Below are 14,897 nucleotides of genomic sequence, written 5' to 3' on the forward strand. Positions count from 1 at the left end.
ATGAGCATAATTAATCATTTTTCTACCTTTTTTTACAAATATTAAATCAGATAAATGGATCATCATAATTATGCTTATTTAGCCTAAGATAATTTATCTTTTATATTCTTCACCTCTAACTTTGGTCAAAGCCTTAGAGATTGCTTTTAAAGCGATAGATTTTGGCTTAACCTTCTTGATAGATATATAACCAGAAGGGGTCAAACTTCTTTTTGGGTAAGATGCTACAAAGGGCTCAGGTTCATATCCCGTGATTTTCGCAGCTTTTACAAGTTCATCTAAAGTTGGGTTCTTGATCGAAATATTCAGGGGAACTTTTCTTCCTTCCGATCTTTTTAAGCTTGAGTTGAAATAATCTAGCCACATCACAAGCAAGTCATGATCCTTCAATTGAGTTCACACAAATTTAGAAATACGCCCAGAAAAAGTTTATGTAACTCTTAAAACGAGAATTAGAAATATTAAGATCATTTTATCAAAATGGCGTTGACTATACTTTCTTGCCCAGGTCTTGAAATAACTTTTGCCTTACCAAACTCTGTTTCAATTACGGCGCCCTTAGTAATTACGCCACGTCGGTCATAGTCTCTATTAGCCAAGTTCTCGACTACTTTGATGATCTTCATCTTCTTAACCTTTTTTGTAGAAGGATCGAGTACATTTGCATATGAGGTTCTCCTAAGAAATAATTTTATATTGTTTCCTCGTACTCTTTTTTTAACTACTTGATCATCTCCTAAAGTAGTTTCAGCTGGGTATCTCTTAATCTCATATGTTCTCCTCCCCCTATAGGCAGTTCTTTTACCACCTGTTGGCTTGCGCTTAGCTAAGTTTTCGATTGGTCTAATTGGCAATATCTCACCACGTTTTAGGCTTAAAACTTATACTTAAATCTTAAGTCTCTTTTGTTTTTTCATACGAGATTGACCTTTAGAGGCTCTCTCTTTCCTTTGGAGATCAATCTGTAAGAGTTGTTTCTTCATAGTTTCAAGATTGTTACTTAGCCCAAAATATTCAGAAAAAGCTGAAGTTGTTCTATAAATTTTTGTTCTGCCTGATGGTTCTCCTGAGATAAAACCTAGTTTTTCCAATGTCTTGAAGTGTGGGTAAGCATGTTTTCCCCTTTGCTCAACTAGTTCCAAACGAGATATAGGTTGAAAGTAGGCAATGTAAGAGAGAGTCTTAAGCGTTGAGTGGGGTAGAAGAGGCTTTATCGAGAACTTTTTAGCGATGGGGTTATACTTTTTTCTTAGTTGCATAACAAATTTTTGATTTTGGAGCTCCACGACCTCAATAGCCTTCAAAGTCGAGTTTAAAATATTCGCTATATTCCTAGTAATTTTTACTGCTTTTCTTTCAGATGTTATGCATGCAGCAGACGCTAGTTCTTTTGGAGTAAGAGGACGGCCAGCTGCGTAAAGTGCAGATTCTATTTTGGCCTGAATTTCATTATCATTGAGTAATGAATTGGACTTCTCTTTTAACTTTGATATCTTCACCCACCTGCTCTAAAGTTATGATGCCTTCTGTTGCAACAAATAGTAACATGATAAAAGATCGAATTGCATCTATGAGATGCATCCCACGAATATATTCGCTGAAGAAAAGCTCCTCTTTCTTTTTCAATACACTTAAAAGGTTAGATCTAAATGAAGAGATTAACTCTTTAATTTTAACTGAGAATGGGTCTACCTCTGAAAAGGGCTCATGTTCTACAAGTTGTTTTGGTTTTTCTTTCTTAGGTTCTGCAACCGCTTTCTTAATAATTCGTTCAAGAATAGTTATTAACTCATCTAAAGATGTTGAGTAAAGCTCATGTCTAAAGGGCATCTCAAAAGAAGGGGGTTCAGTGTATTCGATGGGTTTCCTCTTTGCCTTAAGTTTTTCAAATAAGAAGAGCGTTTCAACCTTTAACCTATAGATCAATGCTGACGATATTACAGCTGAACCACAAAGACGAAGGTCTAGTACCTCCGAGCTTTCAATCATTGAAGATAAAATCTCCAAAAGATCAATGATGTCTAACTCCCAAGGCTTTTGCCTTTTTATAGCTTCAGGATTAACTAAGAGATTAAGTGGAGGTTTTGAAAGTGAATGACGGTCAACCACTTCTAACCATCACCTCAACTTTAGGCTTATATCTGACAACTCGAGATAATCCATTTTTATTGTAAACTCCATATGTGGCAGATGATCGAGCTATCATAGATGGTTTCAAAGTAATCAAGATAATCTGAGAATTCATTGATCTTTTCTTTAAAAGATCTGCAAGCTTCTCAAGATTTATGGCATCAAGATGCGCATCTATCTCATCAAACAGATAAAAAAGAGATGGATATACAGATTGAATGGATAGTATAAATGCCAATGCAGTGACCGTCTTCTCCCCACCACTGATAGATGTCGACTCTCTTGGAGTTTTTCCTGGAAATTGAGTCATAAGGAATATGCCGCTCGAAAAGATGTCACTCGAATCTTCTATTTCAAGCCATGCAGATCCACCTGTTAAATCATTAAATATAGATCTTAGCTCTCTATCGATTTTCTCGAAAGAACTGATAAAAACATGCTTCTTTTCTGCTTCAACTCTTTCTATAAAACGAACTATTGCGTTTCTCTCGCTCTCCAATTGGTTCTTTCTTACAGATATATTCTTATAACTAGTTATTATCTCCTGATAGTTACGATTTGCTAATAGATTTACGCTATTTTTAAGTCGAGAATATTCAAGACTTATTTGTGAGAGTATCTTTTCGGCGCTATCAAAGGTTTCTGATGGCTCACAGTAACCTAAAGAAGATAACTCGTTTAAGATTCTTTGTTCTGTTTCAGATGATGATTCTAAATTTTTTTTAGCAAAGAATATCTCCTTTTCTATTCGGTTTATCGAGCGTAAGCAACCATCTCTAGCATTATGAATTTCTTTTAGCCTATTTTCGTAATCTTCTAAGATAGGTTTTGATTTTCTATTCGCTTCTATTAAGTATGATTCCTTGGACTTTAATTCTTCAAAATTCTCAGAGATTTTTTTAAGGTTTAAACGATCTTCCTTTAGAGAAATTACTTTCTCTTCTCTTTCTTTCTCTAATTGTGATATCTGTTTGATCAAACGCTCACAATTAGGCCGCAAGATATTTTCTAAATTTGCTTTATCTTTTGTTAAAAGAGTAATCAATTCACAGATTTGGGAGGAAAAATTCTCTAACAGATCATTAAAAGATTTTTTCTTCTCATCAATATGTATGATTTCTTCGTTCAAAGACTGAATATTAAGTTCAGAAATCTTTTTCTCATATTCCTCTATTTTCCTAAAACCATCTGTGCGAGTAGACAAAAACCTGTTGATCTTTTTCTCTTGTCTCTTTAATTTATTTTCAAGCTTTTGTATTTTTTTACAGATCGTGAGTTGAAGTCTTCGATACTTCTTTAAGAAATTTTTAATATTGGTGAGTTGAGTTGTTAAACGTTCAAGCATCAAAGATTTCTTAATTTTTTTCTTATTCAGTTTCGTAGATTGCTTATTAAGTTTTTTCAGATGTGATTTTCTTTTTGCGATAATATTTTTTAATGAATTTGATGCCTTCTTTACTTCTGAAAATGAAGTCTCATCACGAATTAAATCAAATAAATTATCTAATTTTACAATGTAACCAGTTTCAAAGGCAGATCCCTTTGGTTCAAAAATGTCACCATTCAAAGTAACTGCCCTATACCCCTTTGAGGAGGCGAAAAATGCAGCTTTATTTGAGCTTACCAAAATTGTACCGCCGAAGATAAAGTTCACAGCATCATCTAGATCCTTGGTTGTGGATATGAAGTCCGAGATAGTTCCTAATGATCCTTCTATCGGAGGGGGGGTTATTGGGTCGATGTTTGAAACTTCTGAAAGAGGAATAATCAATAATCTGCTCATCTTTAGCCTTTTTGCTGTTTCAGCAATTTTTAGCATTACATTAAGATTCTTTAATATTATTGCTTTCATCCATTTTCCTGCACTTGCTAAGATTGCTTGCTCGTATCTTTTTTCGTAATTAATCAGATCCTCAAGCTTGCCTATAAAACCTCCAATAGCCCCAGCCTCTGCCAATTCTTTCAATTTTCTAAAATTCGATTCGTATGAGGCTACAGTCTCCACAATGGAGCTTTGCGCTTCATATTTGAGGACAGCCCCACTTGCCTTATCTAGAGTTGACATTGCTTTTGTAATCTCTCTCACAAGTCTGATTCTCTGATCTGATAATAAGGTAAGAGATGCGTTAACTTTATGTAAAGATTCTTGTTCAATTTCTTTTAGATGTTGGAGTTCTGAGAGGTTCTTTTTTAATTGACTTAAAGTATCGAGGAAGGATTTGGACTTTCCTTTTAATGTATCAAGCTTTTCAGATGTCTCTGATTTTTGTATCTCCAATTCAGCGATTCTAGTGGATAGTATCTCGACAGTCTCCTTTTTCTTCATTATCCTTTGTTTTAATCTTTCATATCTTGGATTTACTTTCGATAAGAATGTGTCCAGCCTTTTCTTTCTATCCTGAATTTTTACAAGTTCTTTAATAGTATCGTCTTTATCCTTATTCAGTTCGCTCAAGTTTTCTGCTAACTGTCCGACTTCCTTCTCTGCAACTCCTAACTCCTTTAACTTTTCATCATGCATTTTATATAGAATAGGTAACGTATCATCAATTCTATTCACTGTAATTTCATTCTCTTCTATTTCTGTCCTTAACCTATCGATCTCATTTGATAATTTTGCAATAGCAAACTGTAACTCTAGATGTTCTGAACCTGATTCGTCAAGAACGCTAGAAAGGAAATCGCTACGCTCTTGCTCTAAAGATTTAATCTGGTTTTCTATTTTTTCTCGTTTAGATTTTAACTCATTTAATTTATTAGAACATTTTTCAACTAAATCATTTTGATCGAATATCTTATCTTTCACTGATTCAAGATTTTTTGATAGTATTACAGATTTTAACCAATTCATCTCTTTTTCTAAATGCTTTAACCTCAATTGATCATTCCTTTCACCCTCCAAGGAGTCAACTCTATCCTTGATTTCACCTATTCTGGCTAAAGCAACTTGCAACCTAAGATCTGCTTCCTTAAGTTGATTTTCAGCTTCAGACTTCTTTTCATCAAATTGTGAGACGCCTATTACATTTTCGATCAATCTACGCTTTTCATCGGGCGATAATTCCGAGATTCTAGTGATCATTCCTTGGGGTATAATATTTAGACCTGTTGACGATATAGTGGCAACATCGAGAAGCTTTAATATCGTATCCCTTCGAACACGTCTTCCATTTAAAAAATATGAACTCTCTCCACTTTCCTTAAGTTCCCTTGATACAGTAACTGTATCAGAGTCTACAGATATTAATCTATTGACATTATCGATCGTTATCAGTACTCTTGTTCTTTTGTTCGAGCTTTCTGGGATATCAGACTTGAGAAATTTTTGTTTGTTGACTCTTAAAGATTTAGGGCTATTCTCTCCCATACAGAACCTTATAGCATCGAGGATATTGCTCTTACCAGAGCCGTTTGGTCCTGTTATTATGTTAAGACCTTCTTCAAGTTTTAAAGAAGTTTTTAACCCAAAAGACTTGAAGTTGGATATCTCTAATTTTGTTATATATGTGCTTTTTTTAACATTAGAGTTCATCTTTCCACCAGACCTTCGATAAAGATTGAGAATAATTGAAAATAAATCCGATTAAGTACATTTTAATTTTCTTGAGCATTCATCACTCATATAGATGCTCAACTGTAGCAATTTATAAGTATAGATTTACAAATTTTTGACCTTTATGTGTAATTAATGACATTTTTAATTTGTTGATGTATAAGAATAATAATAAGTCGAGTGTATTTCCTTCAAAGCATGTTCATAAAAAGAAGAAGAGCGTTAATAAAGAGTGCAATGGAAAGTGGTTGTAATGTAGTTTGTGCTGCAACACCTCAAAATCTCTTCTATGTCACTGGTTTTTGGGGAGATGGTACTGCGGTCATAGATCAAGATGAGACAACCTTGTTTACAAACTCATTAGAAGGAGAGAGAGCGAAACTTTTTGCGAGGAATTGTGATGTTATTGTCAGTGAAATCGGAAAGAGTTTAAGAAAAATGGTTTTAGATAATATCTCCACCAAGGGGAAAGTATGCTTTGATGGTGTGCAGTTACCTTTACAGATTGCTATTAAGAAGGTTTTAAAAAAAGATGTTATCTTTAATCCAGATATCTTCTATTCCATAAGAAGGATAAAAGATGAGACGGAGATATCTGCTCTAGCTCGAGCCGGTCAGATAATGGATGGATTGTTAAGCTACGCCCTAAGTTTGATTAGACCTAAAGTAAGCGAGAGGGAGTTGGCTGCCGAACTCTTATCTAAAGCTATTTCACGTGGCTGCGATCTACCATCCTCCCCTACTACTCAGAATCCAATAATAGTTGCCTCAGGACCCAACTCATCTTTCCCTCATGGGAATTTGACAGATAGAAAGTTTTCAGAGGGTGATATTGTTATTATCGATATAGTAATTAGGTTCGAAGGTTACATAGTTGATACTACGAGAACTTTTGCGGTAGGAAAGGTTAAAGATGAAATTAAAGATGCATATGAAGCTGTCAAATCTGCTCAAAATAAAGGTATTAAAGTAATAAAGCCAAGTGTCCTCACTGGATACGTTGATGAAAAAGTAAGAGGGATCATTGATGAAAAAGGATATAGTCAGTTCTTCATTCATAGTACGGGACACGGAGTAGGATTAGATGTTCATGAATCTCCATCTCTCAAGATTGGTGGAAAAGAAGTCCTTCAAAAGAAGGAAGTAGTAACTGTGGAGCCGGGTATTTATATACCAAATAAGTTTGGCATAAGAATAGAGGACACAGTTCTTGTATCAGATAAGACTGTGCCTTTTACAAAGTTTTCGAAGGAGTTTTTAACCTTGGGATAAGTAAAAGATAGAGATCTTGTCATATCCATACTTAGATAAGATTGTAGATTTCTATAAGTGTTTAAAAATTTAATTAAATTTTTTACGTTCCTTTAATATCATATCAAGTATTTTTTTTGCTATGATATCTTTTGGTAAAAGTGGAACATGAACAATATCATGGTTTATATTTATTATGAAAACCTCATTTGTGTCAGTTCCAAAACCGACTCCCTTCTTGCTTACATCGTTTGCTATGACGAGATTCGCCTTTGATGCCTTTAAAAGCTCATAAGCTTTATCGACAAGTTCTTCTTCTGGTAGTCCATATTCTGCTTTAAATGCTACTAAAAATATTTTTGGATGTAACTCTCTTGCCTTATCAATTAATTTTGGCAAAGGTTTGAGCGTGATATTTGATTCAACTTTGCTCATAAGTTTGCGATCGTATTTTATTGTGGGGGCGAAATCTGCAACGGCACTAGCAGAGATTAGCACATCGTATACTTGAACTTTAAGCTCATATAATACTGAGTTATATAACTCTTCAGTAGTTTCTATATTTATGACTTTTATACATTGAAGAGGAGATACTGTCCCACGACCATAAATCAAGGTAACTTCAGCGCCTCTTCTAAAAGCTTCTTTGGCTATTGAAACTCCCATCTTTCCAGAGCTTTTATTCGTTATAATTCTAATTGGGTCAATATACTCTAAAGTTGGACCTGCCGTTACTAAGATTCTAATACCACCCATATCCTTATTTGATAATCTTCTGATAACTGCCTCTACAATATCATCAACACTCGCTATCTTCGCTTTTCCTTCTTCTATTTTTGGACTTACGAAATCAACGTCTTTAGAAACAAGTTGCTTGATATTTTCTCTTACTAGTGGATTTGCGAATAGGGGTTCATGCATAGCCGGAACTAAGATGACAGGTATCTTAGAACCAAGTGCTGTCAAAACAATACTAGTGACGGCTGTATCACAAATACCACAAGATATCTTGCTTATCGTATTTGCAGTAGCTGGGGAGACTAGTACTAAATCGACTTTATTTTTATGTAAACCAGCCAAGGCTACATGCTCAATCTTACCAGTTAATTTTGTTATTGGGGGGTTTCCAGTAGCCCATTCCATTAAGTTCGGATGTATAATTTCTTGGGCTTTTTGAGAAAATATAGCTATGACTTCAGCACCATACCTCATGAGTTCTCTAGCTATTTTAGGACATTCAGATGCAGAAACACTCCCAGTTATACATAAAGCGATTTTTCTACCCTTAAGCTCTTGTCCTTTTGTACTGATGATTTCTTTAGAAGGATGATTCATCTAAATCACTTTTTTTTATCAATTCTTTAAGCTTCTTGAACTCGGATTTGTCCATATTATAGCAGTGTTGGTCGGCTGGAAATATACCTTTATGGATTTCGGCTTTATATGTCTCTAAAGCCTTAAGAATCTCTTTATTCAGATTCGCATACTTTTTTATAAACCTAGGTTCGAATTTATCGAATAAACCGAGAATATCATATAAAACTAGTACTTGACCATCACAATCTGGACCAGCGCCTATACCTATAAGAGGAATCTTTATCTTCTCAGCTATTATCTTTGTAACTTCGGTTGGTATTGATTCAAGGACTATAGAGAAGACACCAGCATCTTCTAGAATTTTAGCATCTTGAATTATCATAATGGCTTCTAATGCCTCTTTTCCTTTTACTTTATAACCACTCGACAAGGTGTCTGTCTGCGGGGTCAATCCTATATGTCCCATCACGGGTATTCCTGATTCAACTATAGCTTTGACGATGTCTTTAATTATAATTCCACCTTCAAGTTTTATTACATCACAACCTCCTTCTTTTATGAATCGACCCGCATTTCTGATCGCATCATCTTTTCCCACATTGTATGACATGAAAGGCATATCGCCTACGATAATAGAACGTTTTACTCCTCTTTTTACAGCTTTACAATGGTGAATCATCTCATCCATCGTGACAGGTAAAGTAGAATCATATCCTAATACAACCATACTCAGAGTGTCACCAACAAGTACGATGTCTATTCCAGCTTTATCTACTAGAAGAGCAGTGGGATAGTCATAGGCAGTAATAGCTGTGATCTTCTTCTTCTCTTCTTTCATTCTAAATAATTCTGCGATCGTCAATTTTTCCTTTTTCATTCTCACCATCTTTATGCCAATTCTTCTAAATCAGATAAAAATTGTATAATATGTTTCTTCTTCAGATGGGGCATCACAACCAATCGTATATATTTCTGAGTGAAGGAGATAGCCCATCCCCTTTGCTTTAATTTGTCTGCCAATCTTTTAGGTTCTATAGATTTCGAAGCCAACCCAAGGACATTCATGGTTGGATTTATAACCAAATATACCTTCTTTGATCTCTCAACTTCCTTGACTACAAGATGAGTTAGATCCATACATCTTTTAACTACCTTCTGATATCCCTTTTTCCCCATATGTTTAAGAAGAGCCCAAACAGCCACAGCCGATGCTCCAGATCTTGTGCCTGAAATTGTATATTGAGTCCCTCCTCCTAGTGATAAGTAAGGGGCCATTACACTTACAGTCCTTATTGCATCTGAATCCCTAAATAGTATCCCGCCTGCTGGAATGGGAGCGAGCCCCATCTTATGGGGATCGACTGTTATAGAGCAGACACCTTTCAACTTAAAGTCGAATTCTGGAGAATTGTAGCCAATATCCTTCAAAAATGGAAGAACAAAACCTCCAAAAGATGCATCTACATGGAGATATATACCATGTTTTAGGGCTATATCTGAGAGAATAGATATTGGATCTACAACTCCTAATTCAGTCGATCCTGCTACACCTACGATAGCTACAGTATCCTTGGTAATGACGCCCTTTACAGCTTTTATATCTATTTGGTAGTGTTTGTTAAGACCAACCTTTATCAATTTAAGTCCAAGTAAATCTGCAGCTTTATCAAATGAAAAATGAGCTGATTTTGGAACTATTACTTCGGGTCTATCTTTTTTTAATAAATTTCTTGCAACACGCATAGCTGTCAAGTTCGCTTCTGTCCCACCTGAAACTATATACCCCAATGCATCTGGTTTTGATAGTAACGATCCTATCATGCTTATAGCTTCTTGCTCAAGTTTTGCAGTTCCAGGAAAGAGGCGTAGATCGCCTAGGTTCTTTTCCATAGATTTAACATAGACCATCTTCGCAAAGGGGTGAGGCGATGTACACATTGAGCCAAGAATTCTTCCAGAATTGTATGTCATATCTTCATGTAAATATTCGTTAAGTAATTTTAGAACAACTTCTTTCGACATTCCTTTAAAATCCAATTGATTTCACCTAATCAATCGATCTCATTTAACTTAAGGTGTACGACATTATCTAAGACTTATGGATAGAGTTCACCTCTTCCTTTAATCTCCGTTAACCTCTTAGCTATATATTCATAGTATTCTAATAAGTTCTTCTCATTATCAAACCTTCTGATTATATTCCATAGCTCTCTTTTACCCTTGATCTTTAGTTTTTGTACTTCTTTTTTAATAAGAGGGATTGCGCGAATTATATTTTCAACAATAGTAATAGAAGCGTAACGAGCTGTACGTGAAAGTGGGTTAAGGTCAATCGCTATAACACTCTTACCCATCTTACGAAGAGCTTCTGTTCTATCACCATCTTCTAGTGGAACCAATACTACATCAGCAGAGTATATACCATTTACATCTACGTTTCTTCGCTCACTACTGAGCTCTGCTATCCTAGCCGACGCTTTCTCTCCAACCCCTAAAACTTCCTCTGCTCCAAAATTCATTAGAACGTTCTTTATGGCTATTTCTCTCTCATAAGAACGGTAAAATAGGTTTACTTCGATCTTACTCCTAGTAAGTTTAGCTAGCTCTACCAACTCTCTAGCTGCCAGAGCTGTCGAATTTCCATTTACAGAGATGACTGGATGCTTAGCTAGAAGTAAAGCTACTCCAGCAACTTTTATAGCTCTATAGGTTGGCTCTATGGTTTTTTCGTCTAAAAGGTAGTCAAAGGCTTCACCCCTTCCATGAGCGATTAATCCTTCAGGGACAACGATCCCAAGCCGATAGAATTTAACGAGTATCTCTCGAATCCTTAGAGATTCAGCCCTTGGATGATCTGGGGGGACGTCAATTTTCCCCTTCATAAAAGTCTAGCTCCCTTCCTGTCGATAGAGCTAAAGATCAAATCTTTTTCAGATCTTGCATACTTGTAAAATATTCTAGCTAGCTTTTTTGCCTCATTAGTCTTCGTAAAAGAGAAGATCGACTCTCCTATCATAGCCATACTACAAGTAAAACCATATAAATCAACTTCATTTAAAACATTCTTGATTCCATTTGTAAAAATATTGATCGAATTAGCAAATATCCTTGACAATTTCATAAAATTTTCAGGACTGCGCTTCTCCATCAAACTATTAATTAGACCTTTGCTAGATTCATTTATGCACTTACATAAATTTCTGTCATCCAGGACTTTTTTAGTAGAAATTGGGCTTAAGTTTAAACATACAACTGAATAATCATTGCCTACAGGGATTTGCTCTATTTTACCTATACCTGGAGCTCCGGCTTTAATCCTGACTTCAAATCCCCCATATGTTTCAGCTAAAACTGTTCCTAATCCAGTTTTATACTCTATCTCTGCAAGGTGAGCAAATTGTGCAGCCTTAATCTTAGATAGACCTATACCTAATGCTTCATTGATGGCTAATGCTAAGCTAAGATTGCATGCTCCGCTAGACCCGAATCCTGATCCTATAGGTACTTCTATCTCATGATTTACTAAGATTGAGTATTTTCTATCTCCTTGAAGTAACTTATCTATCACATATCTTGTGAGTTGAGTTGAGAATAAGATTTTATCATTTATAATGACTTCTAACCTAGGACTGAGAGATTCTTTGATCTTCACATGAGTCTTTACTCCTTTACTCAAGGAGACACCCGCTCCCAGTGATCCTTTTAAGAGGGGTTCCGATTCTTCATCAACTATTTTGAAAAACCCAGTTATATGCGATGGAGAGAAAGCTGATGCTTCCATGACTTATAAAAAAAGGAGTTCTTTTTTATATAATTAATCTATAGATTGACTAAATCTCTATAAATAACTATTGAGTAAAATCTTGATTGGTGATAATGGAGCTTCGTAAAGTTCAGGAGATGGGTGGCGGAACATATCTCATTTCCCTTCCAAAAGAATGGGCAAGGAAGAATATGGTAAAAAAAGGTAGTTTCTTGACAGTTGATATGACGAAGAACGGTTACCTCATCATATATCCTTTCCAGAAAGAGGAGAGGTCTATTAATGAAATTGTTACAAGATATCCTGCAGAAAAAATAGAATATATGATTAATGAGATTACTGGTGGTTATCTTTTGGGATATGATGTAATCAAAGTCCAAGGTAAAGATCAAATAACCTACGAGGATAGAGGGAAGATTAAGAAAGCTGTAGAACAGTTAATTGGTCTTGAGATTGTTGAGGAGGATGCACAATCGATAACTACACAATTTTTACTTGAGCCGACATCCTTTACTCCAGATAAGGTCTTCCGGAGAATGCACACGATATCAAGGGATATGTGTAACGATGCAATAATTTCTTTAGTTAAAAGGGATAAATATTTAGTCAAAGTTGTAACGGAGAGAGATGATGAGGTGGATAGACTCCACTTTTTTCTTGTCAGGCTTATCAGAAGCGCGCTTTTAGACCCTAAGCTACTAAGTAATTTTAAACTGAATCCTATAGATTGTTTAGATTATCGTGTGGCCTCTAGTCTTTTGGAGACTATTGGAGATTCCTCTATTAAGATAGTAAAAAATGTTTCGAAGCTACCAAGATTCGATTTTAGCGATGAACTCAATAATATGTTTAAAGAAGTCAAGGAGACATTAAAGAAGATGCAAGACTTAGCAGTAAAAGCTTTTCTAACAAAAAGTATAAACGATGCTAGACAAGTAATGGAACTCTATAATACATTATCGAGAAGATTAGATGATTATGAAAAAGTTATACCAAGTAAACCTTTATCAATTTTCATGGGGCTCTCGGTAATATTTTTATCGATAATTGAGATATGCCGTTGCAATGCAGACATAGCAGATCTCGCAGTACCCATATACTCTAATATAAGATGAATGACATTACTTAATAGATAACCAATTTAAATGGTTGTTCTTCACAATTTCTTCATTAAAGATGAAGAAGTCAATTACGGATTTCATGACTTCTTTTCAAGGCTGATTCTAAAAAACCTGCGAATACAGGTTCTGCCTTGCCAGGCCTACTTATGAGCTCGGCATGGTACTGAGTAGCCAGATAGAAAGGATGGCCAGGGATCTCCATAATCTCGACTCTTTTTCCATCACCACTAAATCCTGAGAATACCATGCCTTTTCTAATAAAGATCTCTTTATAGTTCTGATTGAACTCATATCTATGCCGATGTCTACCTCTCACAACTTTCTGTTGGTATATTCGAGAGGCCAACGTACCTTCAACTAAATATATGTCACATCCACCTAACCTCATGGTAGCTCCTAGATCTTTTATTTCTCTCTGCTCTGGCAATAAATTTATGACAGGATATGGAGTACTAGGATCTAATTCTATGGAGTTGGCATTCTTCAAACCACATACATACCTCGCGAAGGATACAATAGCTAACTGAAAGCCAAAGCATAAGCCGAGGTATGGTATTAAATTATCTCTACAATAATTTGCTACAATAATCTTACCTTCACTTCCTCTTTGTCCAAACCCCCCTGGCACTAGTACACCATGATACTCTAACAATTCATCTAAAGACTCTTTCCGATTCTCGAATTCTTCAACATCAACCCATCTTACTTTTACCTCTAAGTTTTGGTGAGCTCCTGCATGAGCCAATGCGTGGTTTATGCTGACATAACTATCTGATAGTGAAGTATACTTGCCGACCATAGCGATTCGAACTTCTTTTTTATGCCCAATGAAAGATTTTGAGATTTTTTTCCACTCTTCCCAATGTATTTCCTTTTGACCCAATTGGAGTTTTTCACATATGGTAGATATAATCCCCTCCGAAGCAAGATTTTCTGGAACACTATATACTGATTCAGTGTCAGGATTCGAAATCACGCTTTTAAGGTCTACACTCGTAAAAAGAGCGATCTTATTCTTAGCTTCTTTTGTCAACGGTTTTTCACTTCTGGCAACGATAATATCCGGCTGAATACCAATCCTTCTAAGCTCTTGAACACTATGTTGAGTAGGCTTCGTTTTTTGCTCACCTACTACATCAAGAATCGGAACCAATGTCACATGAATGAAAGAAGTGTCAGAAGGTTTTTCTTCAAGCCTTATCTGCCTTAAAGCCTCCAAGAATGGGAGGCTCTCTATATCGCCTACAGTCCCACCACATTCTATAACAACGCAATCAGCGTCATCAATCTCGGCAACGAATCTTATACGACGCTTTATTTCATTAGTTAAATGAGGGATCATTTGGACACATTGACCCAGATAGTTGCCCTTTCTTTCATCTTTTATAACATGTTGGTAAACTTGACCACTCGTGATATTATGGTAGCGTGTTAAACTTTTATCAAGAAATCTCTCATAATTACCTATATCCATATCACACTCAGAACCATCATCGCATACAAATACCTCTCCATGAGCAATAGGATTTAAAGTGCCAGCATCCACGTTTAAATAAGGATCGATTTTAACAGCTGAAACATTTAACCCTGTCATCATGAGAAGCCTCGCTATTGAGGCAGTAACAATACCTTTACCTAAGCCTGACATTACGCCTCCAGTAATAAAGATCCACTTTGGCATATTGTTTTAAGTTAAGTATAATGAAATAAAGTTTTCTTTAGAAATTTTAAAGTTCTGTAATCAAATATAAAATGTTTTATC

Annotated in this window: 13 protein-coding genes; 2 read left to right on the forward strand and 11 right to left on the reverse strand. The window is 35.6% G+C overall.

Translation table 11 applies throughout. The annotated features are described in order from the left end of the window. Positions 1-93: 93 nt before the first annotated feature. From L6N96_02020 to L6N96_02040, 5 genes are all read right to left on the reverse strand, one after another. Positions 94-390 (reverse strand): hypothetical protein, encoded by a 297-nt coding sequence (locus L6N96_02020; protein ID MCP8322940.1) that lies wholly within the window; start codon positions 388-390, stop codon positions 94-96. A gap of 77 nt (positions 391-467) precedes the next feature. Beyond that, positions 468-854, reverse strand: a complete 387-nt coding sequence (locus tag L6N96_02025; protein ID MCP8322941.1) for a 30S ribosomal protein S8e — start codon at positions 852-854, stop codon at positions 468-470. Positions 855-887: 33 nt separating this feature from the next. Beyond that, positions 888-1,499, reverse strand: a complete 612-nt coding sequence (locus L6N96_02030) for an SMC-Scp complex subunit ScpB (GenBank protein ID MCP8322942.1) — start codon at positions 1,497-1,499, stop codon at positions 888-890. Next, positions 1,453-2,109 carry a hypothetical protein gene (locus L6N96_02035; protein MCP8322943.1) on the reverse strand — a complete coding sequence of 219 codons (657 nt, stop codon included), beginning with the start codon at positions 2,107-2,109 and terminating at the stop codon, positions 1,453-1,455. Before L6N96_02035 ends, L6N96_02030 begins: the two co-directional genes overlap by 47 nt. Further along, a complete protein-coding gene (locus tag L6N96_02040; protein ID MCP8322944.1) occupies positions 2,102-5,662 on the reverse strand; it encodes a chromosome segregation protein SMC in 3,561 nt (1,186 codons plus the stop codon). Before L6N96_02040 ends, L6N96_02035 begins: the two co-directional genes overlap by 8 nt. Before the next feature lie 219 nt (positions 5,663-5,881). Between L6N96_02040 and L6N96_02045 the strand changes: the two genes are divergently transcribed. Then, a complete protein-coding gene (locus tag L6N96_02045; GenBank protein MCP8322945.1) occupies positions 5,882-6,955 on the forward strand; it encodes an aminopeptidase P family protein in 1,074 nt (357 codons plus the stop codon). A 69-nt stretch (positions 6,956-7,024) separates the two neighbouring features. Here L6N96_02045 and coaBC read toward each other — a convergent pair whose 3' ends face one another. From coaBC to L6N96_02070, 5 genes are read right to left on the reverse strand one after another with little or no spacing between them, the layout of a single operon-like run. Beyond that, positions 7,025-8,269 carry a bifunctional phosphopantothenoylcysteine decarboxylase/phosphopantothenate--cysteine ligase CoaBC gene (coaBC, locus tag L6N96_02050; protein MCP8322946.1) on the reverse strand — a complete coding sequence of 415 codons (1,245 nt, stop codon included), beginning with the start codon at positions 8,267-8,269 and terminating at the stop codon, positions 7,025-7,027. After that, the gene (panB, locus tag L6N96_02055) at positions 8,253-9,128 is read right to left on the reverse strand and encodes a 3-methyl-2-oxobutanoate hydroxymethyltransferase (protein ID MCP8322947.1); all 876 of its coding nucleotides are present in this window, start codon (positions 9,126-9,128) and stop codon (positions 8,253-8,255) included. Before panB ends, coaBC begins: the two co-directional genes overlap by 17 nt. Before the next feature lie 11 nt (positions 9,129-9,139). After that, complete coding sequence (gene mfnA / locus L6N96_02060; protein ID MCP8322948.1) at positions 9,140-10,288, reverse strand: tyrosine decarboxylase MfnA; 1,149 nt, start codon at positions 10,286-10,288, stop codon at positions 9,140-9,142. Positions 10,289-10,347: 59 nt separating this feature from the next. After that, positions 10,348-11,133, reverse strand: a complete 786-nt coding sequence (locus L6N96_02065; protein MCP8322949.1) for a phosphopantothenate/pantothenate synthetase — start codon at positions 11,131-11,133, stop codon at positions 10,348-10,350. Continuing rightward, positions 11,130-12,032, reverse strand: a complete 903-nt coding sequence (locus L6N96_02070) for a pantoate kinase (GenBank protein MCP8322950.1) — start codon at positions 12,030-12,032, stop codon at positions 11,130-11,132. Before L6N96_02070 ends, L6N96_02065 begins: the two co-directional genes overlap by 4 nt. 95 nt (positions 12,033-12,127) lie before the next feature. Between L6N96_02070 and L6N96_02075 the strand changes: the two genes are divergently transcribed. Then, complete coding sequence (locus tag L6N96_02075) at positions 12,128-13,129, forward strand: hypothetical protein (protein MCP8322951.1); 1,002 nt, start codon at positions 12,128-12,130, stop codon at positions 13,127-13,129. Positions 13,130-13,199: 70 nt separating this feature from the next. Here the strand turns inward: L6N96_02075 and L6N96_02080 are convergent, their stop codons facing one another. Continuing rightward, on the reverse strand, positions 13,200-14,816 hold the full coding sequence (locus L6N96_02080; protein ID MCP8322952.1) for a CTP synthase: 1,617 nt from the start codon (positions 14,814-14,816) through the stop codon (positions 13,200-13,202). Between the last annotated feature and the right edge of the window lie 81 nt (positions 14,817-14,897).

This window comes from Candidatus Methylarchaceae archaeon HK02M2, from assembly GCA_024256165.1.
Classification (GTDB): Archaea; Thermoproteota; Nitrososphaeria; order Nitrososphaerales; family JACAEJ01; genus HK02M2.